At 64.0% G+C, this 23,683-nt stretch carries 26 protein-coding genes; 12 read left to right on the top strand and 14 right to left on the bottom strand.

The genetic code is table 11. From position 1 onward, the window contains the following. Positions 1-84 precede the first annotated feature (84 nt). Positions 85-726, bottom strand: coding sequence for a pyridoxamine 5'-phosphate oxidase (pdxH, locus tag AWB74_RS18900; RefSeq protein ID WP_061148265.1), 642 nt, complete (start codon positions 724-726; stop codon positions 85-87). Positions 727-1,010: 284 nt separating this feature from the next. On the opposite strand from pdxH, the gene AWB74_RS18895 reads away from it, so the two are divergent. Then, positions 1,011-1,850, top strand: a complete 840-nt coding sequence (locus tag AWB74_RS18895) for a tRNA threonylcarbamoyladenosine dehydratase (protein WP_061148264.1) — start codon at positions 1,011-1,013, stop codon at positions 1,848-1,850. A gap of 65 nt (positions 1,851-1,915) precedes the next feature. On the opposite strand, the gene trxA is transcribed toward AWB74_RS18895, so the two are convergent. Both trxA and AWB74_RS18885 read right to left on the bottom strand, forming a co-directional pair. Continuing rightward, the gene (gene trxA, locus AWB74_RS18890) at positions 1,916-2,764 is read right to left on the bottom strand and encodes a thioredoxin (RefSeq protein ID WP_061148263.1); all 849 of its coding nucleotides are present in this window, start codon (positions 2,762-2,764) and stop codon (positions 1,916-1,918) included. Between the two features lie 77 nt (positions 2,765-2,841). Then, a complete protein-coding gene (locus tag AWB74_RS18885; protein ID WP_061148262.1) occupies positions 2,842-3,741 on the bottom strand; it encodes a pirin family protein in 900 nt (299 codons plus the stop codon). Between the two features lie 178 nt (positions 3,742-3,919). On the opposite strand from AWB74_RS18885, the gene AWB74_RS18880 reads away from it, so the two are divergent. Together AWB74_RS18880 and AWB74_RS18875 are read left to right on the top strand one after the other, a co-directional pair. Next, on the top strand, positions 3,920-4,189 hold the full coding sequence (locus AWB74_RS18880; RefSeq protein ID WP_061148313.1) for a hypothetical protein: 270 nt from the start codon (positions 3,920-3,922) through the stop codon (positions 4,187-4,189). A 157-nt stretch (positions 4,190-4,346) separates the two neighbouring features. After that, positions 4,347-5,228, top strand: a complete 882-nt coding sequence (locus AWB74_RS18875) for an EamA family transporter (RefSeq protein ID WP_061148312.1) — start codon at positions 4,347-4,349, stop codon at positions 5,226-5,228. Between the two features lie 18 nt (positions 5,229-5,246). Here the strand turns inward: AWB74_RS18875 and AWB74_RS18870 are convergent, their stop codons facing one another. After that, positions 5,247-6,764: an N-acetylmuramoyl-L-alanine amidase gene (locus AWB74_RS18870; protein WP_061148261.1), complete on the bottom strand. Its 1,518-nt coding sequence runs from the start codon at positions 6,762-6,764 to the stop codon at positions 5,247-5,249. Beyond that, positions 6,746-7,318 (bottom strand): tRNA (adenosine(37)-N6)-threonylcarbamoyltransferase complex ATPase subunit type 1 TsaE, encoded by a 573-nt coding sequence (gene tsaE / locus AWB74_RS18865; RefSeq protein WP_061148260.1) that lies wholly within the window; start codon positions 7,316-7,318, stop codon positions 6,746-6,748. The genes AWB74_RS18870 and tsaE overlap by 19 nt, the downstream gene beginning before the upstream one ends. Positions 7,319-7,336: 18 nt before the next feature. Here tsaE and queG point away from each other — a divergent pair, with 18 nt between their 5' ends. The 5 genes from queG (at position 7,337) to plsY (ending at position 11,249) form a co-directional block, all read left to right on the top strand. Then, positions 7,337-8,578, top strand: coding sequence for a tRNA epoxyqueuosine(34) reductase QueG (gene queG / locus AWB74_RS18860; RefSeq protein ID WP_061148259.1), 1,242 nt, complete (start codon positions 7,337-7,339; stop codon positions 8,576-8,578). Continuing rightward, positions 8,575-9,051: a methylated-DNA--[protein]-cysteine S-methyltransferase gene (locus AWB74_RS18855; protein ID WP_061148258.1), complete on the top strand. Its 477-nt coding sequence runs from the start codon at positions 8,575-8,577 to the stop codon at positions 9,049-9,051. The genes queG and AWB74_RS18855 overlap by 4 nt, the downstream gene beginning before the upstream one ends. Beyond that, entirely contained in the window at positions 9,048-9,977 is a 930-nt protein-coding gene (xerD, locus tag AWB74_RS18850) for a site-specific tyrosine recombinase XerD (protein WP_061148257.1), read from the top strand. The genes AWB74_RS18855 and xerD overlap by 4 nt, the downstream gene beginning before the upstream one ends. A gap of 117 nt (positions 9,978-10,094) precedes the next feature. Continuing rightward, positions 10,095-10,586: an aminoacyl-tRNA deacylase gene (locus tag AWB74_RS18845; RefSeq protein ID WP_061148256.1), complete on the top strand. Its 492-nt coding sequence runs from the start codon at positions 10,095-10,097 to the stop codon at positions 10,584-10,586. A 36-nt stretch (positions 10,587-10,622) separates the two neighbouring features. Continuing rightward, a complete protein-coding gene (plsY, locus tag AWB74_RS18840; RefSeq protein ID WP_061148255.1) occupies positions 10,623-11,249 on the top strand; it encodes a glycerol-3-phosphate 1-O-acyltransferase PlsY in 627 nt (208 codons plus the stop codon). Between the two features lie 55 nt (positions 11,250-11,304). Here plsY and AWB74_RS18835 read toward each other — a convergent pair whose 3' ends face one another. Then, positions 11,305-11,790, bottom strand: coding sequence for a YajQ family cyclic di-GMP-binding protein (locus AWB74_RS18835; RefSeq protein WP_061122587.1), 486 nt, complete (start codon positions 11,788-11,790; stop codon positions 11,305-11,307). A gap of 96 nt (positions 11,791-11,886) precedes the next feature. Here AWB74_RS18835 and murB point away from each other — a divergent pair, with 96 nt between their 5' ends. After that, on the top strand, positions 11,887-12,903 hold the full coding sequence (gene murB / locus AWB74_RS18830; RefSeq protein WP_061148254.1) for a UDP-N-acetylmuramate dehydrogenase: 1,017 nt from the start codon (positions 11,887-11,889) through the stop codon (positions 12,901-12,903). Positions 12,904-12,974: 71 nt separating this feature from the next. Here murB and AWB74_RS18825 read toward each other — a convergent pair whose 3' ends face one another. Both AWB74_RS18825 and argF read right to left on the bottom strand, forming a co-directional pair. Further along, entirely contained in the window at positions 12,975-14,204 is a 1,230-nt protein-coding gene (locus AWB74_RS18825; RefSeq protein WP_061148311.1) for an argininosuccinate synthase, read from the bottom strand. A 150-nt stretch (positions 14,205-14,354) separates the two neighbouring features. Further along, positions 14,355-15,284 carry an ornithine carbamoyltransferase gene (gene argF, locus AWB74_RS18820; RefSeq protein WP_061148253.1) on the bottom strand — a complete coding sequence of 310 codons (930 nt, stop codon included), beginning with the start codon at positions 15,282-15,284 and terminating at the stop codon, positions 14,355-14,357. A gap of 511 nt (positions 15,285-15,795) precedes the next feature. Here argF and AWB74_RS18815 point away from each other — a divergent pair. Next, the gene (locus AWB74_RS18815; RefSeq protein ID WP_061122590.1) at positions 15,796-16,131 is read left to right on the top strand and encodes a DUF3579 domain-containing protein; all 336 of its coding nucleotides are present in this window, start codon (positions 15,796-15,798) and stop codon (positions 16,129-16,131) included. Between the two features lie 133 nt (positions 16,132-16,264). Here AWB74_RS18815 and rpsT read toward each other — a convergent pair whose 3' ends face one another. Beyond that, a complete protein-coding gene (gene rpsT, locus AWB74_RS18810) occupies positions 16,265-16,543 on the bottom strand; it encodes a 30S ribosomal protein S20 (protein WP_061148252.1) in 279 nt (92 codons plus the stop codon). 370 nt (positions 16,544-16,913) lie between these two features. On the opposite strand from rpsT, the gene murJ reads away from it, so the two are divergent. Both murJ and AWB74_RS18800 read left to right on the top strand, forming a co-directional pair. Then, on the top strand, positions 16,914-18,464 hold the full coding sequence (gene murJ, locus AWB74_RS18805) for a murein biosynthesis integral membrane protein MurJ (RefSeq protein ID WP_061148251.1): 1,551 nt from the start codon (positions 16,914-16,916) through the stop codon (positions 18,462-18,464). Beyond that, positions 18,464-19,309, top strand: a complete 846-nt coding sequence (locus tag AWB74_RS18800) for a SirB1 family protein (protein WP_061148250.1) — start codon at positions 18,464-18,466, stop codon at positions 19,307-19,309. Before murJ ends, AWB74_RS18800 begins: the two co-directional genes overlap by 1 nt. Before the next feature lie 19 nt (positions 19,310-19,328). Here the strand turns inward: AWB74_RS18800 and AWB74_RS18795 are convergent, their stop codons facing one another. From AWB74_RS18795 to lpxK, 5 genes are all read right to left on the bottom strand, one after another. Then, on the bottom strand, positions 19,329-20,087 hold the full coding sequence (locus AWB74_RS18795) for a 3-hydroxyacyl-CoA dehydrogenase (RefSeq protein ID WP_061148249.1): 759 nt from the start codon (positions 20,085-20,087) through the stop codon (positions 19,329-19,331). Positions 20,088-20,300: 213 nt separating this feature from the next. Next, positions 20,301-20,966, bottom strand: coding sequence for an adenylate kinase (gene adk / locus AWB74_RS18790; RefSeq protein WP_061148248.1), 666 nt, complete (start codon positions 20,964-20,966; stop codon positions 20,301-20,303). A gap of 292 nt (positions 20,967-21,258) precedes the next feature. After that, the gene (gene kdsB / locus AWB74_RS18785; protein ID WP_061148247.1) at positions 21,259-22,050 is read right to left on the bottom strand and encodes a 3-deoxy-manno-octulosonate cytidylyltransferase; all 792 of its coding nucleotides are present in this window, start codon (positions 22,048-22,050) and stop codon (positions 21,259-21,261) included. 15 nt (positions 22,051-22,065) lie between these two features. After that, on the bottom strand, positions 22,066-22,272 hold the full coding sequence (locus AWB74_RS18780; RefSeq protein ID WP_061122597.1) for a Trm112 family protein: 207 nt from the start codon (positions 22,270-22,272) through the stop codon (positions 22,066-22,068). Further along, the gene (lpxK, locus tag AWB74_RS18775; protein ID WP_061148246.1) at positions 22,253-23,269 is read right to left on the bottom strand and encodes a tetraacyldisaccharide 4'-kinase; all 1,017 of its coding nucleotides are present in this window, start codon (positions 23,267-23,269) and stop codon (positions 22,253-22,255) included. Before lpxK ends, AWB74_RS18780 begins: the two co-directional genes overlap by 20 nt. Between the last annotated feature and the right edge of the window lie 414 nt (positions 23,270-23,683).

The raw sequence follows: 23,683 nt of genomic DNA, 5'->3' as shown, positions 1-23,683 counted from the left end.
AAAGAAAATCAAGGGAAGGCCCGCGCCTTCATGTTCGTTGCCGTTGCGATCTCGGTTGTTGCCAGCGCTCGCGCTCGTTTTACATTACGGCGCGAGTCTTATGATTTGCCAGGCACCGCCCGCGCCGTCACGCGTATAGACGATGCGGTCGTGCAGCCTCGACGGCCGTCCCTGCCAGAATTCGATGCAATCCGGCACGACGCGATAACCGCCCCAATGCGGCGGGCGCGGCGGCGCGTCACCATATTTGGCGACCATCTCGCGCTCGCGCGCTTCCAGCGCCTCGCGGCTTTCGAGCGGCTGACTCTGGTCCGATGCCCACGCGCCGATACGCGAGCCGAGCGGCCGCGATGCGTAATACGCGTCGCTCTCTGCATCGCTCGTCTTTTCGACGCGGCCCTCGATGCGCACCTGGCGCTCGAGTTCGATCCAGTGGAACAGCAGGCTCGCAGCGGAATTGGCGGCGAGTTCGCGGCCCTTGCGGCTTTCGTAATTCGTGAAGAAAACGAATCCGCGCTCGTCGACACCCTTGATGAGCACGATGCGCGCGGACGGACGCCCTTCTTCATCGACGGTCGCCAGGGTCATGGCGTTGGGTTCGGGCAGCTTGGCATCGAGCGCCTGCGCGAACCATGTATGAAACTGTTGCACCGGGTCCGGATTCACATCGGCGGCATCGAGCGCGCCGCGCGAATAGTTTTTACGAAGATCTGCGAGAGTCGTCATTTTTATGCAAGCGCTACAGTCGCGGTCAGTATAGCCAAGGAGAAACGATCTTGCCCTGATTACCCTTGAACGCGGTGCGCGCCGCGGAGCACGGCGTTTGCGGCTATCACGTTCAGGGTTTCGATAAGGCAGAATACGCAATTCGGTCGAATTTTGCATGATCGGGCACGTAAGTTTCCATACCCGACAGCCCGCTGTAAGCGTTGATTGACGCAGCACAAGGCGCGCGGTATTTCATGGCTTTTGGTTTGCTTTCAACAACTCCGGTTTTATCGACGCACGACATGAACGTTTCATCCAGCACTGCGGTACCGCCTTCCGATGACGCCGACCGCGAGCGCCGCTTCGGCGGCATCGCGCGTCTGTATGGCGCACCCGCGCTCGCCGCCTTCGAGAGGGCGCATGTCGCGGTGATCGGCATCGGCGGCGTGGGCTCGTGGGTCGCCGAGGCACTCGCGCGCAGCGCGGTCGGCACGCTGACGCTGATCGATCTCGACAACGTCGCGGAGAGCAACACCAACCGGCAGATTCACGCGCTCGACGGCAACTACGGCAAGGCGAAAGTCACGGCGATGGCCGAGCGCATCAGGCTGATCGATCCGGCCTGCGATGTGCGGCAGATCGAAGACTTCGTCGAGCCCGGCAACTTCGACGCGACGCTCGGCAACGGCTTCGATTACGTCGTCGATGCGATCGACAGCGTGCGGACAAAAACCGCGCTGATCGCGTGGTGCGTCGCGCGCAAGCAGGCGCTCATCACCGTCGGCGGCGCGGGCGGGCAGCTTGATCCGACGCGCATCCGCATCGACGATCTCGCGCTCACGATCCAGGATCCGTTGCTGTCGAAAGTGCGCGGCCAGTTGCGCAAGCTGCACGGCTTTCCGCGCGGGCCGAAGGCGCGCTTCAAGGTGAGCGCGGTGTATTCGGACGAGCCGCTGATCTATCCCGAAGCGGCCGCATGCGATATCAGCGAAGGCGCCGAACATCTCGAAACCGGAGTGGGTTACACCGGGCCGGTCGGACTCAATTGCGCGGGGTTCGGATCGAGCGTGTGCGTGACGGCGAGCTTCGGTTTCGCAGCGGCCGCGCATGTATTGAGGGCGCTGGCTAAAAGTGCGGCCTGAGAGCGCCGCCTGAAAACAAAACGGCCAGCTTTGGAAGGCTGGCCGTATCGATCTGAAAGCACGGATCAGTTCATCGCCGCGCTCAGCCTGCGCCGCCACTTCGATACCAGATCCGGCTGACTCGCGGCGAGGTCGAACACCGAAAGCATCGTCTTGCGGCCGACATCGTCCATGAAGGCGCGGTCGCGGGTGACGATCGCGAACAGATGCTCCAGCGCGCCGTCGTAATCGCGTCCCGCAATCAGGCGGTTGGCGAGCGCGAAGCGCGCGTCCAGATCGTCGGGATTCGCGTTGACCGCGTCGATCAGCGCGTCGGCGGGCGGAAGATCGGCGGCTGCATCGGCGGCGTCGAGCTCGGTCTTCAGCGCGTTATAGCGCGCATCGATGCCCTGCGTCGTTTTCGGCGACAGCAGCTTGTTCTCTTCCTTCGCTTCGTCGATTCGGCGCTCCGCGATCAGCCATTCGATCAGGTCGAGACGCGCATCGTCCCAGCCGGGATCGAGCGCGATCGCGGCCTTGATCGTATCGATGGCTTCCTTGCGCTTGCCCGCGGCCCACGCGGCTTGCGCGATGCGGCGCTCGGCATCGGCGCCGTCGGGCACGAGCCGGTCGAGAAATTCGCGCAACTGGCCTTCCGGCAACACGCCGATGAACTGATCGACCGGCTGGCCTTCTGCGAACGCGACGACGTGCGGAATGCTGCGCACCTGGAAATGCGCGGCGAGTTCCTGATTTTCATCGACGTTCACCTTCACGAGCTTCCACTTGCCCGCGGCCTCGGCTTCGAGCCGTTCCAGCATCGGGCCGAGCGTCTTGCAGGGGCCGCACCAGGGCGCCCAGAAATCGACCAGAACGGGCGCGAGCATCGACGCGTTGATGACGTCGTTCTCAAAGGTGGCGAGGGTCGTATCCATGCGTTTTCTCCTAATTCTGGCGGTCTGTTTCTACGAGATAGGGACGATCCGCCCAACTCTCAAGCGCGGGGCGCGCCTCAGGCCTCGGGCGCGCGATTCTCGCGGCGCTGCGGCGGCAGCGGGATGAATTCGGTTTCGCCGGGCACGTGCCCCATGCGCTGCTCGCTCCATGCAATCTTCGCGGCGTCGATCTTCTCGCGCGAACTCGACACGAAGTTCCATTCGATGAAGCGCGGGCCGTCGAGCGGCGCACCGCCGAGCAGCATCGCAACGGCTCCGTTCGCGCTTTGCAGCGTCACGTCCGCGCCCGGTTCGAGCACGGCCATCTGCTGTTCGGGCAAAGGCTCGCCGTCGATGGAGAGATCGCCGCTCACGAGATAGACACCGCGTTCTTCGTGCTCCGTATCGAGCGCGATCTTGCTGCCGGCCTTGAACTGCGCGGCAACGTAGAGCGTCGGCGAGAACGTGCGCGTCGGGGCTTTCGCGCCGAACGCCGTGCCCGCGATCACGCGCAGCGTGACGCCATCGCGCTCGAGCTGCGGCAGCGCGGCCGCCGCGTGATGCTCGAACGCCGGCTCGATCTCCTCACTCGCGACCGGCATGGCGACCCACGTCTGGATGCCGTGCATCGTCTGGCCGGACGCGCGCTCTTCATCGGGCGTGCGTTCGGAATGGACGATGCCGCGGCCCGCGGTCATCCAGTTGACGTCGCCGGGCACGATCTTCTGCACCGAGCCGACGCTGTCGCGATGCATGATCGCGCCGTCGAACAGATAGGTGACCGTTGCAAGCCCGATATGCGGATGCGGACGCACGTCGAGTCCCTTGCCGGGCACGAGCGTTGCGGGACCGATGTGGTCGAAAAAGATGAAGGGTCCGACGGTGCGCGCCGCGAGCGCGGGCAGCACCCGCCGCACCATGAGGCCGCCGACGTCGTGTTGGTGAGGCTTGAGGAGTGCGCGGATCGTCGAGGGCATGGCGGGTTCCGAGGGAAAGATCGGACGCCGGAATGGCGCACCGGATTCCGTCGATTCTACCGGCCGATGCCGTGCGGCGCAGACGTGCCAACGAAGCCTTCGTCTTTTACGTCGCCGCGCTTTTCAGCATGCGTGCAGCGTCGCGCAACCTGTACAACCTTGATGGGAGATGGAAAACATGAGCAAGAACAAGCTGTTGATGGCCATTACCGCGGGCCTTTTCACCGCTACCGCAGCGACGGGGGCGTTCGCGCAGACCTCGTCGGGCAATTCGTCGGCGGGGATGGGCGGCGACACGTCCGCCACGATGCAGGGCGACGCGTCCGGCTCGAGCACGATGAAGCACAAGAAGCCGCGCAAGCACACCGCGCATCCGTCGGCGGGCAAGAAGACGCCCGATGCGACCACGGGCAACAACGCGGCCGCGGAGGCCGGTCAGAGCAAGTAAGCGCTTTTCGCGCCGCGAGGCGCTCGTGCCGCTCGATCGGCGCGAGCGCCTTTTTGCGTTTGCGAGCATCAGCACAGCATCCGGCAAAGCCTGCCGCGCCGCCCTCCGTTACACTTTCCGGCTCGTCAACGACGCGCAAGCAACGAGGGGAACGGCGATGTCGCCAAAGGATTTGCTGATCGCAACAGTCGTGATTCTCGCGTGGGGCGTGAATTTCGTCGTCATCAAACTGGGATTGCATGGCGTGCCGCCGATGCTGCTCGGCGCGCTGCGCTTCGCGCTTGCCGCCGTGCCGGTGATCTTCGTCAAGCGCCCGCAGATTCCGCTGCGCTGGCTGTTCGCCTACAGCCTCACGATTTCCCTCGGCCAGTTCGCGCTGCTGTTCTACGGCATGTATGTCGGCATGCCGGCAGGGCTCGCGTCGCTCGTGCTGCAGGCGCAGGCGTTCTTCACGCTCATGTTCGCGGCGATGTTCCTCGGCGAGCGCATCCGCGCGGTGAATGTCGCCGGACTGCTGATCGCGGCGGCGGGGCTCGCACTCATCGGCATTCGTGGCGGGCAGGCGATGACGGTCACCGGCTTTCTCTTCACGCTCGCGGCGGCGTCGATGTGGGCGCTCGGCAATGTCGTGACGAAGCGCATGGGCAAGGTCGATCTGCTTTCGCTCGTCGTGTGGGGCAGCCTCATTCCGCCGCTGCCGTTTCTCGCGCTGTCGCTGATCTTCGAAGGCCCGGCGCGCATCGAAGCGAGTCTCGCGCACATCCCGCTCGTGTCCGTGCTCGCGATTCTCTATCTCGCGTTCGTCGCGACGATCGTCGGCTACAGCCTGTGGGGAAAGTTGCTCGCGCGCTATCCGGCGGGCAGCGTCGCGCCGTTTTCGCTGCTCGTCCCGGTGGTCGGGCTGGCGTCGGCGGCGGTGTTTCTCGACGAAGGCTTGAGCGCCGCGCAGGTCGCGGGCGCCGCGCTCGTGATGGCGGGGCTCGTGGTGAACGTCTTCGGCGCGCGGCTCGCTCAGCGTATCCTGCCGACGACGCGCTGATCGAGCCGTTTCCGCGCCTTACGTCATGCGGCTCTTCGCGAGCGGTGGATTCGCGGCGAAGTAGCGCTTGATGCCCTTCATGATCGCGTTCGCCATCTTGTCGCGATAGGCTTCGTCGTTCAGGCGCGCTTCCTCGTCCGGATTGCTGATGAACGCGGTCTCCACGAGGATCGACGGAATGTCCGGCGCCTTCAGCACGGCGAAACCCGCCTGTTCGACCGAGCCCTTGTGCAGCTTGTTGATGCCGCCGATCTCGTTCAGCACGAAGCTGCCGTAGCGCATCGAATCGCGGATTTGCGCGGTCGTCGACATATCGAAGAGCGCGCGGTTCACGCTCGCATCCTGCGACTTCACGTTGATGCCGCCGACCTGATCCGACGCGTTCTCTTTCGCCGCCATCCAGCGCGCGGCCGCGCTCGACGCGCCGTGCTCCGAGAGCGCGAACACCGACGAGCCACGCGCATCGGGCGAGGTGAAGGCATCTGCGTGAATCGACACGAACAGATCCGCCGAGACGCGCTGCGCCTTCTGCACGCGCACGTTGAGCGGCACGAAGAAGTCGGCGTCGCGGGTCATCATCGCGCGCATGTTCGGCTGGGCGTCGATCTTCGCGCGCAGCTTCTTCGCGATGTCGAGCGCGATGTGCTTCTCGTACGTGCCCTGTCCGCCGATCGCGCCGGGGTCCTCGCCGCCGTGACCCGGATCGATCGCCACCGTCAGCAGGCGCGTCGTGCCCGACTGCTTGGGCGTGGAGAAAGTGTATTGGTCGTCGTCGTCCTTCTTCGCGATAACGGGCGGCGGCGTCGGCACGCGCTGCGGTTTCACCGAGGGTTTCGGCGCGGGCGCGGCGTCGGCCGGCGCATCGCTTTGCGCGTACTTCTGGAAGAAATCGTCGGTGGAATCGGGCGTGGATGGCTTCTGCGCGGTCGTCGGACCCGAGAGCGTCGCGGGCGGCGGCGTCGATGGCGAGTTTGAAAATGCGGGATTCGCGCGGTCGAGCGCTTCCTGCTTGCGCTCGGTCTGCGCGAGCAGTTCCATCAGCGGATCGGGCGCGACGGCCGGATACAGGTCGAACACGAGCCGATATTTATAGCTGCCGATCGGCCCGAGCGTGAACACCTGCGGCTTCACCGAGCCTTTCAGGTCGAACACCATGCGCACGACATGCGGCTGATATTGCCCGATGCGCACCGACTGAATCTGCGGATCGTTCGGCGCGATCTTCGAGACGAGATCGCGCAGCGCCTGATCGAGATCGATGCCGGAAAGATCGACGACGAGCCGGTCCGGTCCCTGCAGCAACTGGTTGGCGTTCTGCAGCGGCTGGTCCGATTCGATCGTCACGCGGGTGTAATCGCGCGCCGGCCACACGCGCACGCCGACCACGCTGCTCGCATGCGCGAGCTTCGGTCCGGCGAGCGCGAGCACGAGCGTCGATGCGCCCGCGCGCAACACCTGGCGGCGGCGCCAGTTATGCGGCGCGCTCGCACTCGCTTCGATCGACGCAAACGGCTTGATCAACATCTTTCGAGACATGACTTTCCTGTTTCGCTAAACGCCCGCGCGGTCAGCACGCGGCCTTCTTCGTTCGATATTCCTTCGTCTGGCAGAGAAAGCGCAAACACGAGGTCCGGCACGCCGAGCAGGCCGCCCGCCTGCTGCGGCCACTCGACGAGGCATACCGCGCCCGCATCGAAATATTCGCGAAAGCCGGCATCGGCCCATTCGGCCGGATCGGCGAAGCGATAGAGATCGAAGTGATAAACGTCGAGCGGACCGCTTTCGATGACCAGCGAATACGGCTCGACGAGCGTGTAAGTCGGGCTCTTCACGCGGCCAACGTGACCGAGCGCGCGCAGCGTGGCGCGCACGAGCGTGGTCTTGCCCGCGCCCAGATCCCCGATCAACTGGACTTGCAGACCGTGAAAACGTTCAGATGAAGCGATGGATGCGTGCTTGCGCGTGGCGTCGATGGCGCGTGCGAAGCGGTCACCGAAAGCGAGCGTCGCGGCTTCGTCGCGCAGGTCGAAACGTCGTTCGAGGAGCGCTGCGGATAAGTCTTGCGTCGTTCGTGATGGGCTTTCGGGCATTGCTCGTAAAATGTCGTGATGAACCGATTGCCGGAACATTCCGTTGAAATCACGACCGCGTCCAGCGACGCCGCCGCTGAGTCCGCCTCAGAGTCTCGCGTATTCGATCTCGATGAAAACGCGCTGGCGGCGCTCGCGCAACGCATCAAGGTGTGGGGGCGCGAGCTGGGATTCGGTGCGGTCGGCATCAGCGATATCGACCTGTCGGATGCCGAGAAAGGCCTGAATGATTGGCTGGAAGCAGGCTATCACGGCGAAATGGATTATATGGCGAAACATGGGATGAAACGCGCAAGACCGGCAGAGCTTGTGGCCGGCACGCGACGTGTCATCACGGCTCGCATGGCCTATCTGCCCGAGCAAACGCTCGCGAAAACAGGCGATGAAAGTGTCGCGACAGCCGATGGTCAGAAGAACGACTGGCGCGCGATCGAATGGTCGCGTTTGTCGAAGCCATCCGAAGCGGTCGTGTCCATCTATGCACGCGGCCGCGATTATCACAAGGTCATGCGCAATCGTCTGCAGCAACTGGCCGAACGCATCGAAGCCGAGATCGGGCCGTTCGGTCATCGCGCGTTCACGGATTCCGCGCCGGTGCTGGAAGTCGCGCTCGCGCAGAAGGCGGCCAACGGATGGCGCGGCAAGCACACGTTGCTGCTCGATCGCGATGCCGGTTCGCTGTTCTTTCTCGGCGAGATTTTTGTCGATGTGCCGCTGCCCGCCGATCCGCATCCCGAAGAGGACGGCGCGCATTGCGGGCAGTGCGCGCGCTGCATCGGCGCGTGTCCGACGGGCGCGATCGTCGGGCCTTATCGCGTCGACGCGCGGCGCTGCATTTCGTATCTGACGATCGAACTGCATGGCAGCATCCCCGAAGAGATGCGGCCGCTGATCGGCAATCGCGTGTACGGCTGCGACGACTGCCAGCTCGTGTGTCCGTGGAACAAGTTCGCGCAGGCCGCGCCCGTCGCTGATTTCGATGTGCGGCACGGGCTCGATCGCGCGACGCTCGTCGAGCTGTTCGCATGGAGCGCCGGCGACTTCGACACGCGCATGCAGGGCAGCGCGATCCGGCGCATCGGGCACGAGCGCTGGCTGCGCAATATCGCGGTCGCGATGGGCAATGCGTTGCGTTCTTCCACGCTCGATACGGTCGAACGCAAGGCCATCGCCGAAGCATTGGAAGCGCGCGCGGACGATCCGTCCGCGCTGGTTCGCGAGCACGTGCATTGGGCGCTCGCGCAAGGGAGTGGGAAATGAATGCTTTCGATGCCGTCATCGATGCGCCGTTCGGCAAGGTCGGCATTCGCGCCGATGAAGCGTGCGTGCGCGAGATCGTCTACCTGCCCGCGGATGTCGACAGCATCGCGCCTGAAAAGCCGCTCGCGATAGAAGCCGCTGCACAGATCCGCGCGTATTTCGAGCAACCGTCGATGAGTTTCGACCTGCCGCTTGCGATACGCGGCACGGCGTTTCAGCAGCGCGTGTGGCGCGGTATTTCCGGCATCGGCGCGGGGCATGTGTGGACATACGGCCAGCTCGCGCGCGAGATCGGCAGCGTGCCGCGCGCGGTCGGGCAGGCGTGCGGCTCCAATCCGCTGCCGATCGTGATACCGTGCCACCGGGTAGTGGCGTCGGGCGGGATCGGCGGTTTCGCGCATCATCCCGGCGAAGGGTTTTATCGCAACGTGAAGCGCTGGCTGCTGGCGCACGAAGGTGTATCGATCGCATGACGAGTGCAACGACTGAAGACATACAGACGCCTGGATTTGTCGCGAGCAATGACGCGATCGATCTCTTTTGCGACGCGCTCTGGCTCGAACACGGACTTGCCAAGAACTCGCTCGAAGCGTATCGGCGCGATCTCAAGCTCTTCGCCGAATGGCTCGGCAAAACGCGCGGCGCATCGCTCGACACGGCGACGGAAGTCGATCTCACGGCCTACGCAGCGTTGAGAAGCGGCGACAAGGCGACCTCCGCGAACCGCCGTTTGTCCGTCTTCCGACGCTACTACGCGTGGGCGTTGCGCGAGCATCGCGTCACAGCCGATCCGACGCTCAAGCTGCGCTCGGCCAAACAACCGCCGCGCTTTCCATCGACGCTCAACGAGGTGCAAGTCGAAGCGCTGCTCGGCGCGCCGGACATCGACACGCCGCTCGGGCTGCGCGACCGCACGATGCTCGAACTGATGTATGCGAGCGGCCTGCGCGTTACCGAGCTCGTCACGCTGAAGACCGTCGAGCTTGGGCTCAACGAAGGCGTCGTGCGCGTGATGGGCAAGGGCTCGAAAGAGCGCCTGATTCCGTTCGGCGAGACGGCGCATGACTGGCTCGACCGCTACTTGCGCGAAGCACGCCCGGCGCTGCTCGGCGCGCGCGCCGCCGATGCGCTCTTCGTCACTTCACGCGGCGACGGCATGACGCGCCAGCAGTTCTGGAACATCATCAAGCGCCATGCGTTCAACGGCGGCGTGCATGCGCCGCTTTCGCCGCATACGCTGCGTCACGCGTTCGCGACGCATCTGCTCAATCACGGCGCGGACCTGCGCGTCGTGCAGTTGCTGCTCGGCCACTCCGACATCTCGACGACGCAGATCTACACGCACGTCGCGCGCGAGCGTCTGCACAAGCTGCACCGCGAGCACCATCCGCGCGGCTAGCGTTGGGTCAGTCGCCCATTCGCTCATTCGCGAACGATCGTGCCACGCCGACGCGGGCTCGCACACTCGTCCGAATGGCCGATGGTGGGCCGGAGAACGCGCCGCTACAATGCGTCCATGTCGAAAACCAAACACGTGTCCGAAACGCCCGCGACGCAATTTCTGCGTCGGCATAAGGTCGATTTCGGCGAGCATCCTTATGAATATGTCGAGCACGGCGGCACGGAGGAATCCGCGCGGCAGCTCGGCGTGGACGAGCATAGCGTCGTCAAGACGCTGGTGATGGAAGACGAGCACGCGAAGCCGCTCATCGTGCTGATGCATGGCGACCGCACCGTGTCCACCAAGAACCTCGCGCGGCAGACGGGCGCGAAGCGCATCGAGCCGTGCAAGCCGGACGTCGCGAACCGGCACTCGGGCTTTCTCGTCGGCGGAACGTCGCCATTCGGAACGAAGAAAGCCATGCCGGTGTACGTCGAATCGAGCATTCTCGATCTCGACCTGATCTTCCTGAACGGCGGGCGGCGCGGCTATCTCGTGAGCCTGAAACCGTCGGTGCTAACCGAACTGCTCATTGCTACGCCCGTGCAGTGCGCGAGCGTCGATTAGAATGCCTTCCGCTCTCGCCACAACCTACAAGACACCATGATTTTTCTGATCGTCGCCGTCGTGTCCTATCTGATCGGCTCGATTTCATTCGCCGTCGTCGTCAGTCACGCGATGGGCCTGGCTGATCCCCGCTCGTACGGCTCGGGCAATCCCGGCGCGACCAACGTGCTGCGCACCGGCAACAAGAAGGCCGCGATCCTCACGCTCATCGGCGACGCGTTCAAGGGCTGGCTGCCCGTGTGGATCGTCGCCCATTTCGGTGCGAGCTTCGGATGGGATCAGACGGGCATTAGCACCGCGACGGCGCTCGCGGCCATCGCCGTGTTCCTCGGACATTTGTTCCCGGTCTTCTTCAGGTTCCAGGGCGGCAAGGGCGTCGCGACGGCGGCGGGCGTGCTGCTCGCGATCCATCCCGCGCTTGGCATCGCGACGCTGCTTACGTGGCTCATCATCGCGTTCTTCTTCCGCTATTCGTCGCTCGCGGCGCTCGTCGCGGCCGTGTTCGCGCCGTTCTTTCAGGTTTTCCTGTTCGGGCCGGGCCGCATCTCGCTCGCCGTTCTCGCGATGAGTCTGCTGCTCATCTGGCGGCATCGCGCCAATATCTCGAAGCTGCTCGCGGGCAAGGAAAGCCGCATCGGCGAGAAGAAGAAAGCGGTCGAATAAACGAAAAAAGCCGTTCCGGTGCCAGACGGAACGGCTTTGTCGAAACAGGAAAAGCTCAGTCGCGGAAGTTGTTGAAGTCGAGCGGCGTGTCCGTGACTTCCTTCTTGAGCAGCGCGATGGCGCCCTGCAGGTCGTCGCGTTTCGTGCCTTGCACGCGCACCGCGTCGCCCTGAATGCTCGCCTGCACCTTGATCTTGCTGTCCTTCACGATCTTGACGATCTTCTTTGCCAGATCGCCCGATACGCCTTTCTTGACCGTGACGACCTGCTTGAGCTTGTCGCCGCCGATCTTCTCCTGCTTGCCGTAGTCGAGAAAACGCACGTCGACGCCGCGCTTGGCCAGCTTGTTCAGCAGGACGTCCTTCACCTGGCCGAGCTTGAAATCGTCGTCGGCGTAGAGCGTGAGTTCGCGCTCCTTTTGCTCGACGCGTGAATCCGAACCCTTGAAGTCGAAGCGCGTCGAGATTTCCTTGTTCGATTGCTCGATGGCGTTCTTCACTTCGATCATGTTTGCTTCGCTGACGACGTCAAACGATGGCATTGCTATTTCTCCTTCATTGAGGCGAGCGCGGATGGACCCGCTCGCGCTATCGCTATAATCACGAACCTGACGTCATTTTACCGACGCGCCTCATTCATGTCCCTTCAGCTTCTCACGGATTTCCCGCTCCTCCCGCACAACACGTTCGGTTTCGACGTGCGCGCGCGTCACGCCATGCGCATCGATTCCGTCGATGCGGCGGCCTCGCTCGCTCGCGACGCGCGCATCGCGAACCTGCCGCAGCTCGTGCTCGGCAGCGGCAGCAACGTCGTGCTGACGCGCGATTTCGACGGCGTCGCACTGATCGTCGGCATCGCGGGCAAACGCGTGATCGGCGAGGACGACGACGCGTGGCTCGTCGAAGCCGGCGCGGGCGAGAACTGGCACGACTTCGTCGCCTGGACGCTCGCACACGGCATGCCGGGCCTCGAAAACCTGGCGCTGATTCCCGGCACGGTCGGCGCGGCGCCGATTCAGAACATCGGCGCTTACGGCCTCGAAATGGGCGAGCGCTTCGAGCGCCTGAGCGCGGTCGAGCTCGCGACGGGCGAGCGCGTGGACTTCGATCGCGCCGCATGTGCGTTCGGTTATCGCGACAGCTTCTTCAAGCGGGCAGGGCGCGGGCGCTTCATGATCACGTCGGTGGTGTTCCGGCTGCCGAAAGCATGGACGCCGCGCGCCGACTACGCCGATGTCGCGCGCGCGCTCGAAGGCGCCGGAAAATGCGATGCGCACGCCGTTTTCGATGCGGTCGTCGCGGTGCGGCGAGCGAAGCTGCCCGACTGGACTGTGCTCGGCAACGCGGGCAGCTTTTTCAAGAATCCGGTCGTGAGCGCGCTGGCGTTCGAAACCTTGAAAGCGCGTGAACCCGGCGTCGTGTCGTATCCGCAGCACGACGGGCAGGTGAAGCTCGCGGCGGGCTGGCTGATCGACCGCTGCGGCTGGAAGGGGCGCGGCATCGGCGGGGCGGCGGTGCACGACCGGCAAGCGCTCGTGCTCGTGAATCGCGGCGGCGCGACGGGTGCGCAGGTGCTTGAACTCGCCGAAGCCATCAAGCGCGATGTGCTCGCCCGTTTCGAAGTCGAGCTGGAGATGGAGCCGGTCTGCCTCTGACGGCGGCGCGCAAATAAAAACCCGCCGGATTTCGAAGCCCAGCGGGTTTTTTACGTCACAACGCCGGAGAATCAGTCTCCGCGCTGACGACGCGCATTCTCCGCGATCCGCATGCGCAGCGCGTTCAGCTTGATGAAGCCGCCGGCGTCGGCCTGGTTGTAGGCGCCGCCGTCGTCGTCGAAGGTCGCGATGGTCTTGTCGAACAGCGTTTCCTTCGAATCGCGCGCGACGACCGACACGCTGCCCTTATACAGTTTCACGCGCACCCAGCCGTTGACCTTCTCTTGCGTGTGGTCGATCAGAACCTGAATCGCGCGGCGCTCCGGGCTCCACCAGTAGCCGTTGTAAATCAGCGATGCGTAACGCGCCATCAGATCGTCCTTCAGGTGCGCGACCTCGCGATCGAGCGTGATCGACTCGATGCCGCGGTGCGCCTTCAGCATAATCGTGCCGCCCGGCGTTTCATAGCAGCCGCGCGACTTCATGCCGACGTAACGGTTCTCGACCAGATCCAGCCGGCCGATGCCGTGCTTGCCGCCGAGACGGTTCAGCTCGGTCAGCATGTCCGCGGGCGACAGGCGCTTGCCGTTCAGCGCGACGGGATCGCCGTGCTCGTATTCGATGTCCAGATATTCCGCCTGATCCGGCGCCTCTTCCGGTGACACCGTCCAGCGCCACATTTCGGCCTCGGCCTCGGCCTTCGGGTCTTCCAGATGGCGGCCTTCGAACGAGATGTGCAGCAGGTTCGCGTCCATCGAGTAGGGCGCGCCGCCTTGCTTGTGCTTCATTTCGATCGGAATGCCGGCCTTTTCCGCGTACGCGAGCAGCTTTTCGCGGGAGAGCAGGTCCCATTCACGCCACGGCGCGATGACCTTGATGCCCGGCTCCAGCGCGTAATAGCCGAGCTCGAAGCGCACCTGGTCGTTGCCCTTGCCGGTTGCGCCGTGCGAGACGGCCTGTGCGCCGGACGCGCGCGCGATCTCGATCTGGCGCTTTGCGATCAGCGGACGCGCGATCGACGTGCCGAGCAGATATTCGCCTTCGTAGATGGTGTTCGCGCGGAACATCGGGAACACGAAATCGCGGACGAACTCTTCGCGCAGATCGTCGATGAAAATGTTCTCCGGCTTGATGCCGAGCTGGATCGCTTTCTTGCGTGCCGGCTCCAGTTCCTCGCCCTGGCCGATGTCGGCCGTGAAGGTGACGACTTCGGCGTCGTAGTTGTCCTGCAACCACTTCAGGATGACGGAGGTGTCGAGACCGCCCGAATAGGCGAGCACGACTTTCTTGATATCGCTCATGGTGAACTCGTGTGCGGAAAAGCCGGTGCGGCGGGTGTGCGCCGCTTCGCGTCCGCCGCGCGCGACGGGCATGAAGTGCGCGGAAAAAATACTATTTTGACATTAAAAAGCCGCGCTTCCGTAAATTTGGGATGCGCGGCTCGCCGGCGCTCAATGATTGAGCTTGCCGAGCAGGAGATACTCCATCAGCGCCTTCTGGACGTGCAGACGGTTCTCCGCCTCATCCCAGACGACGCTTTGCGGACCATCGATGACATCCGCGCTCACTTCCTCACCGCGATGCGCGGGCAGGCAGTGCATGAAGAGCGCGTCGGAATTGGCGCGCGCCATCATCTCGGCGTCGACGCAATAGTCGGCGAACGCCTTCATGCGCGCTTCGTTCTCGGCTTCGTAGCCCATGCTGGTCCACACGTCCGTCGTGACGAGGTCTGCGCCGGCGCAGGCTTCGTTCGGATCGTCGAATTCGGTGAAGAACGGCTTGCTTTCCTCGGCGACGAGCGCGGGATCGAGCTTGTAGCCCAGCGGCGTAGAGAGGCGCAGCTTGAATCCGAGAATCTGCGCCGCCTCGATCCACGTGTAGAGCATGTTGTTCGCATCGCCGACCCACGCGACGGTCTTGCCGTGAATCGGCCCGCGATGCTCGTAGAACGTGAAGATGTCGGCCAGCACCTGACACGGGTGATATTCGTTGGTCAGCCCGTTGATGACCGGCACGCGCGAGCTTTCCGCGAAGCGCTTGATGATGTCCTGGCCGAACGTGCGGATCATGATGATGTCGACCATGCGCGAAATGACCTGCGCCGAATCTTCGATCGGCTCGCCGCGACCGAGCTGCGTGTCGCGCGTGTTCATGAAGACCGCGTGGCCGCCGAGCTGGAAGATGCCCGCCTCGAACGAGAGACGCGTGCGCGTCGAACTCTTCTCGAAGATCATCGCGAGCGTACGGTCGTGCAGCGGATGATACGTCTCGTAGTTCTTGAACTTGCGCTTCAGGATGCGCGCGCGTTCGAGCACGTACTCGTAGTCGTCGAGCGAAAAATCCTTGAACTGAAGATAGTGGCGAATTTTCTTGGCGGTCATGAAACGCAAGCGGCGGCTTCGAACCGGCCGCGTTCATGGGCCGGACGGCGCCGCCGTCGGGAGTGGGTATCGCATTTGAGCATAAAGGATTTTGCGATGTTTGACGAGGCTGGCCAAAACGACGATCGTCGGCGCACAGGCCCGGTCGGCGGCGCGTTCACGTCCCGGAGCGGCGCGTCGGATGTCTGTGTGCGCTGCGGAATAGAGGCCGCTGCGGTATAATTGCGCTCGCTCGTTTCAACAGTTCTGCAACACTCAGCAGCGTTTCACGCGCATTAGCGGCGAACCATTCGCAAGAATCCGGTCGGCGTGATTGTGTGCGTTTTAGATTCCGCGGTGGTTTGTCCAGTGCTGTCGAGTCCGCCATTCCTGTCGCGGGCGCGTATGGTTCTCTCTCAGAATCGGCTCGCGCAAGACCGCCCGGCGCCATCGCTGCGCCGGCACTTTCGGTTTCCTGCGTCAGGCATGTGCGTTCCGGTGCGCGCCACCGGCCGTCAAAAGGTATTGCTACATGGCTGAATCATCCCCTACCGAGTACTTCATACAAGGCATCACCAAGAGCGGGAGGAAGTTTCGGCCGAGCGACTGGTGCGAGCGCCTGGCCGGTGTGATGTCCGGCTTCGGGCCCAAGGCGAGAGGGCCGAACGCGCGCCTGCAATATTCCATCTACGTTCGTCCGACGATGATCGGCGACATCAAGGTCGTGATCCTCGATTCGCGCCTGCGCGACATCGAGCCGATGGCGTTCGACTTCGTTCTCAACTTCGCGAAAGACAATGATCTCGTCGTGACCGAGGCGTGCGAGCTGCCGCCGCATCACGGCACGCAGACGCAGCAGAACACCTGAAGCGCGCGAGCGCGCAGACGCAAAAAAGCCCGCCGAAGCGGGCTTTTTCGTTACTGCGCAGCGGAAACAGGAAGCTGCTTCGGCGAACGGCCGGTCCTGAAGACCGGAAGCGCGCGCCGGAAGCGAGCCGGAATTACTGAGCCGCGGGGGCCTGCAGGCCCTTGATGGCTGCAGCCAGGCGGCTCTTGTGACGAGCGGCCTTGTTCTTGTGGATGATCTTCTTGTCCGCGATGATGTCCAGCGTCTTGACCGACGACTTGAACACTTCGGCGGCCTTGGCCTGATCGCCGGCGTCGATAGCCTTGCGAACTGCCTTGATGGCCGTGCGGAACTTCGAGCGCAGCGCCGAGTTGTGCGAGTTGGCCTTGGCGGCCTGACGGGCGCGCTTGCGAGCTTGTGCGGTATTTGCCATGACGGTTTCCTTTTTCCTGTTTCAGCTGTTACTTGTCCGGAGCACGCGGCCGGCGAGGGCCTTGAAGAGCCTTGGAGGCGGGCCGTTCGAGCGTGCTGCCTTTGATCTGAAATCCCGGGAACGATTGCCCGAGAACCTTAAAACATAGCCGGCAGGGCCGGAAAAGACGTGAAGCCACGCAAAGCGGAGCTTCGAAACCCGCAATTATAGCAAGGGAATATGAGACGTGACAAGCGCGGCGTACGCACGCCGTCCGGCGAAGCCGCACCGGATGCCATCGGTCAATCGTGCGGCATTGTCCGCCACCGATAGTCTGCAATCAGCGCAGTCTGGTAGGCGCGTCGTGGGCGCCCCGTATAATAAGCGCCCCATGAATCTATTCCGAGCCCTCCTGACGGTCAGCGGCTTCACGCTGCTGTCGCGCGTGACCGGCCTGATCCGCGAAACGCTGATCGCCCGAGCTTTCGGCGCCAGTCTTTATACCGACGCGTTCTATGTCGCGTTCCGCATTCCGAACCTGCTGCGGCGCCTGTCCGCGGAAGGCGCTTTCGCGCAGGCGTTCGTGCCGATCCTCGCCGAGTTCAAGAACAGCAAGGGCCACGATCCGACCAAGGCGCTCGTCGACGCGATGTCGACCGTGCTGACGTGGGGCCTCGTCGTGCTGTCGATCGTCGGTATGGCGGGCGCGAGCTGGGTCGTCTTCGCGGTCGCATCGGGGCTCGAGCACGAAGGCACAGCTTACGGACTCGCGGTCGACATGACGCGCATCATGTTTCCGTACATCATTTTCATCTCGATGACGACGCTCGCGTCCGGCGTGCTCAACACCTACAAGCAGTTCTCGCTGCCCGCGTTCGCGCCGGTGCTGCTGAACGTGTCGTTCATCTTTGCGGCGGTGTTCGTCGCGCCTTACCTGAAGATGCCGGTGTACGCGCTCGCTTACGCGGTGATCGTCGGTGGCATTTTGCAGTTGCTCGTGCAGATTCCCGGGCTGAAGAAAATCGACATGGTGCCGCGCATCGGCCTGAGTTTCCCGCGCGCGCTCGCGCATCCGGGCGTGAAGCGCGTGCTGCTGAAGATGGTGCCCGCGACGTTCGCGGTCTCGGTCGGGCAGTTGAGCCTCATCATCAACACGAATATCGCGTCGAACATCGGAGCGGGCGCGGTGTCGTGGATCAATTATGCCGACCGGCTGATGGAATTCCCCACCGCGCTCCTCGGCGCGGCGCTCGGGACGATTCTCCTGCCGAGCCTTTCGAAGGCGCACGTCGATGCCGACAACGTCGAATATTCCGCGTTGCTCGACTGGGGCTTGCGCATCACGTTCCTGCTGGCCGCGCCAAGCGCGATCGCGCTGTTCTTCTTCGCCGAACCGCTCACCGCGACGCTCTTTCATTACGGCAAATTCGACAGCCATTCCGTCGTGATGGTCGGCCGCGCGCTGTCGGCGTATGGCATCGGGCTGATCGGCCTCATCCTCATCAAGATTCTCGCGCCGGGCTTCTACGCGAAGCAGGACATCAAGACGCCGGTGAAGATCGCCGTCTTCGTGCTCGTGATGACGCAGGTCAGCAACTACGTCTTCGTGCCGATCTTTTCTCACGCGGGCCTGACGCTTTCCATCGGCCTCGGCGCGCTTGCCAATGCGGGTCTCTTGTTCCTGGGCCTGCGCCGCCGCAAGATTTATCGCCCGTCGGCGGGCTGGCTGCGCTTTTTCGCGCAGCTGATCGGCGCGTGCCTGATTCTTGCGGGCACGATGCACTGGGTCGCGATCAACTTCGACTGGATCGGCATGCGCGCGACACCGTTCCTGCGCATCGCGCTGCTCGGTGCGAGTCTCGTCGTGTTTGCCGCGCTATATTTCGGTATTCTGTCCGCAATGGGCTTCAAATACGCCTATTTCAAGAGACGCACGCTTTGATGACGACAACGCGTATCCTCGACTACTTCTCTTCGCTGATGGCGGATGACGACACGCTTCCGCTCACGGAAGCGGCTCTGTCGCTCGCGCAGGACGCCTATCCCGACCTCGACATGCAGACAGTGCTCGCCGAGATCGACGAACTCGTCGTGCGCGCACGCCGCCGCGTGCCCGACGATGCGGACGTTAAGCAGAAAGTCGATGCGCTCAATCGTTATTTCTTTCGCGAGCTGGGTTTCTCCAGCAACCTCAACGACTATTACGATCCCGACAACAGCCATCTGAACGTGGTGCTGCGGCGCCGGCGCGGCATTCCGATTTCACTTGCCGTGGTCTATCTGGAAATGGCCGAGCAACTCGGCGTGCCGGCGCGCGGCGTGTCATTTCCGGGGCATTTCCTGCTGCGCGTCGCGACGCCCGGTCACGATCTGATGCTCGATCCGACGACCGGTCAGACGCTTTCCGAAGCGCAGATGGTCGAGATGCTGGAGCCGTATGTGCAGCGCGCGGGCGAATCGATCGGCAGTGCGCTGCGCGTGCTCCTGCAGCCCGCGACGCGCCGCGAGATCATCGCGCGCATGCTGCGCAACCTGAAGGGCATCTACTTGCAGACGGAGCGCTGGCAGCGTCTGCTCGCGGTTCAGCAACGGCTCGTGATCGCACTGCCGCATAGCATCGAGGAAGTGCGCGATCGCGGCTTCGCGTATGCGCGGCTCGATTACCTGCGTCCGGCGCTGGAGGATTTGCAGCGCTACATCGAGATTCGGCCCGACGCCGAAGACGCGACCGTCGTCGAGACCGAATTGCACGAGTTGCGGCAGCGCACGCAGCACGACGACGACTGACCCACGCCCGCGTGCGCGGTTACTTCGGCTGCATGCGGATCGCGCCGTCGAGGCGGATCACTTCGCCGTTGAGCATCGGGTTGTCGAAGATCTGCTTGGCGAGCATCGCGTATTCGTCGGGCTTGCCGAGACGCGGCGGGAACGGCACCATCGCGCCGAGCGCATCCTGCACGTCTTTCGGCATGCCGAGCAGCATCGGCGTTTCGAACAGGCCCGGTGCGATCGTCATCACGCGGATGCCGCTCCTGCTCAGATCGCGTGCAATCGGCAGCGTCATGCCCGCGACGCCGCTCTTGGACGCCGCATACGCCGCCTGACCCATCTGCCCGTCGAATGCGGCGACCGACGCCGTATTTACGATCACGCCGCGCTCGCCCGCGTCATTCGCTTCGTTCTTCGACATCGCGTTCGCCGCGAGCCGGATCATGTTGAACGTGCCGATGAGATTCACCGCGATCACCTTCGAGAAGAGATCGAGCGCGTGAGGGCCGTCGCGCCCGACCGTCTTCGCCGCCGGCGCGATGCCCGCGCAGTTCACGAGACCGCGCAGCGTGCCGAGCTTCAGTGCGGCATCGATGGCGCGCTGGCCGTCGCTTTCCTGGCTCACGTCGCATTTGACGAACGCGCCGCCGAGCTCTTTCGCGAGCGCTTCGCCCGCAGCGTCGTTCATGTCGGCGAGCACGACCTTGCCGCCGTTCTTCGCGATGAGCCGCGCGGTCGCCGCGCCCAGACCGGATGCGCCGCCTGTGATCAGAAAGACGTTGCCTTGCATCTCCATGCTTCTTCTCCTTTATGTGATTCGTGCGTGCGAGGGCGGGGATGAAAGCTGCTCGCGCCGATGCGTGTCCTCGTGGGAAACGCGTCGATTGTAGCGAAGCCGCTCGCTGCAAATTCGCACGACGGTCATGCGCGCTTATACGGATGCATGGGCATGAAAAAACCCGCTCACGGGGAGCGGGTTTTCGTCGGACGCGAACGAACGCGAGAAGCCTTACTTCAGCGCGTCGAACACGCGGGTGCGGATTTCATCGACGGTGCCGAGACCCAGAATCTTGCGATACTCCGGCGCCTTGAGACCGTTCGGCGCGGAGCCGTTCTGCGCCCAGTCGTTGTAGTACGCGATCAGCGGTTTCGTCTGCGCGACATACACGTCGAGACGCTTCTTCACCGTCTCTTCCTTGTCGTCGTCGCGCTGGATCAGCGGCTCGCCGGTGACGTCGTCGGTCATGTCGACCTTCGGCGGATTGAACCTGACGTGATACGTGCGGCCCGATGCCGCATGTACGCGCCGGCCGCTCATACGGGTGATGATCTCGTCGAAGGGGACGTCGATTTCGAGCACGTAATCGATCGCGACGCCCGCGTCTTTCATCGCTTCGGCCTGCGGCAGCGTGCGCGGAAAGCCGTCGAAGAGATAGCCGTTCTTGCAGTCGTCGAGAAGCAAACGCTCCTTCACGAGATTGATGATGAGCGAATCCGGCACCAGCTCGCCCGCGTCCATGTAGCGCTTCGCCTCGACGCCGAGCGGCGAGCCTGCCTTGACGGCCGCGCGCAGCATGTCGCCGGTCGAAATCTGCGGAATGCCGAATTTCTCCTTGATGAAGTTTGCCTGGGTGCCCTTGCCCGCACCGGGTGCGCCCAACAGGATCAAACGCATGGTGATATCTCCGAATCGTCTATAAACCGCTTCAAGCCGCGAGGCTGATTTGACATCCGGAAGGCCAGGCTCGTGCGGCGTCGACGACAGGGCGCGCGGCCGAAAAGAGAGGCGGCGGGCACCGGCGGACAGCGGCGCAACGTTGAGCGTGGCGCTGACCGGAAGGCTCGCGCAATCGCTTGATTATGCCACGGCTCTTTACGATCGCGACCGTAATAACGCGCATAGAAACCGCCAGAAACCCCGTCGAATCGGGCATCTGGAGGGGTTTACACGGGTTGTGCCGCGGCTTTCAGTCCGCTTTGGGAAAGAGCGCCTGAACGCGCTCGAGATCGGCGGGCGTATCGACGCCGGGCGGCGGCGCGTCCTGCGTCACGCGCACCGCGATGCGCTCGCCGTGCCACAGTGCGCGCAGTTGTTCCAGCGCTTCTGCGGCTTCGATCGGCGCCTGTGCGAGATTCGGAAAGCCGCGCAGGAATTTCGCGCGATAGGCGTACAGCCCGATGTGCCGCAGCACGTTCTCCGGCACGGAAGGCAACCGTCCGAGCGCGGCGACGTCTGGCCAGTGCGGTTGCCAGAGATCGCGCGTCCAGGGAATCGGCGCGCGCGAGAAGTAGAGCGCGACGCTCTTCGCGTCGAGCACGACTTTCACGACGTTCGGATTGAACACGTCCGCCGGATCGTGGATCGGATGCGCGGCCGTGGCGATCGCGCATTCGGGATGTGCGGCGAGATGATCGGCGACATCGCGCACGAGTCGAGGATCGATGAGCGGCTCGTCGCCCTGCACATTGACGACGATCGCGTCGTCGGCCCAGTTCAGACGCGTCGCGACCTCGGCCAGGCGATCCGTGCCGGTGGGATGATCGGAGCGCGTCAGCATCACTTCGATGCCGTGATCGCGCGCGGCTTCGACCACGCGGTCGGAGTCGGTCGCGACGATTACGTGCGATGCGCCCGATTCACGCGCGCGCTCGGCGACGCGCACGACCATCGGCTTGCCGCCGATATCGGCGAGCGGCTTGTTCGGCAGGCGTGTGGAAGCGAGGCGCGCGGGAATGACCGCGATGAACGGAACGGACATGTTCTTTCTGCGGACTCAGGCGTCGCCGGCCGGTTTGATCGGCTCGACGGGCGTGCCTTCGACGGTCTGACGCGCTTCATCGACGAGCATCACGGGAATGCCGTCGCGGATCGGATAAGCGAGCTTGTCGGCGCTGCAGACGAGTTCCTGCGCCGCGCGATCGTATGTGAGCGGGCCTTTGCAGATCGGGCAAACGAGGATTTCAAGCAGACGTGCGTCCACGGAGTTTCTCCACAACAAGAGCGATGAGGCGCGGCCGCAGCACGGCTTGCACCGGAACGACCCAGATGCGTGCGTCGCGCCAGGCACCCAATTTTACTGCATCCTTTTCGGTGATCAGGATGGCATCGGCTTCTACGCCCGCGAACGGATTCTCGCGAAACGCGTAGTGATCGGGAAACGCGCGCGTCGATGGTGCGATGCCCGCCGCGCGCAGCGTCGCGAAGAAGCGCTCCGGCGAACCGATGCCCGCCGCCGCGACCACTTTCTCGCCCGCAAACTGGGCGAGCGGACGGCGCTGATGCGGATCGTCGAGCAGCCATGCATCGCCGGTTTCGAGTTCGAGCGCGAACGTGTTCGGCCATGGCGGCAGCGTGCGCTCGTACGGACTGTTGACGAGGGTGGCGTCCCGGCGGCGCGACATCGGCTCGCGCAGCGGACCGGCGGGCAGCAGGAAGCCGTTGCCACCGAGACGGTCGTCGAACACGACGAGCTCGAACGCGCGCGCGAGGCGATAGTGCTGCAGGCCGTCGTCGGAGATGAGGACATCGACATTCGGATGCGCCTGGAGCAGCGCCTTCGCCGCCGCCACACGATCCGGGCAGACGAACACCGGCGCGTGCGTGCGGCGCGCGATCAAGAGCGGCTCGTCGCCGACCTGCGCGGCGCTGCTCGTCGGCGTGACGCTCGTCGGCTTCGCGACTTTCGCGCCGTAGCCGCGCGAGACGACGCCCGGCTGGAACCCCGCGGCGCGCAGCGCCTCGACGAGCGCGATGACGGTCGGCGTCTTTCCGGTCCCGCCGACGGTCACGTTGCCCACGATGACCACCGGCACGCCCGGATCGATGCGCTTGAGCCAGCCGAGTTCGAAGAAGGCACGGCGCGTCGCGGCGACTGCGCCGAAGAGGCAGGCGAAAGGCGTCAGCGCCCACGCGACGGGCCCGCGCCGACGCCATTCGCGGGCGAGGAAGTTCTCGATCGGCGGCTTGAAATCAGACATGGACCGCCTTCGCGCGGGACGCTGTCGGGAAGGAAGTCGGACGTGGCGTGACGTGCAACGGCAGCTCCTCGTGATGTCGGTTGGCGTTGAACGGTTTCGCGGCGAAACGCGGCTGACGGGCCGCGCGGGCCGTTACTCGAACCCGGCACTCTAGCGCGCGAGCGCCGTGTGCGCCAGTCGGCGGTGCGTGCAGGACGCCTGTGGATAACTCTGTGAAGAACTTGCGGCCCGCACACCGGAAAACCGCCTCAGGAAAGAGTTGCTCCGGGGCTTACACTCGTCAGCGAATTTTAATCCAGCAAAATCAGTTGGTTAGCACGAAGTGTCGGGCTTCCGGCGACGCTGCCAGGCGCACGACGGTAAGTCTTTCTGTGTGGACACTTGTTACACTTGCGCACCGCGCCAAGGTGCGTT

The organism is Caballeronia arvi (assembly GCF_001544695.2).
In the GTDB taxonomy this organism is placed as follows: domain Bacteria; phylum Pseudomonadota; class Gammaproteobacteria; order Burkholderiales; family Burkholderiaceae; genus Caballeronia; species Caballeronia arvi.
The sequence above is the reverse complement of the archived record's forward strand: the minus strand, read 5'-3'. Positions and strand labels throughout refer to the sequence as shown.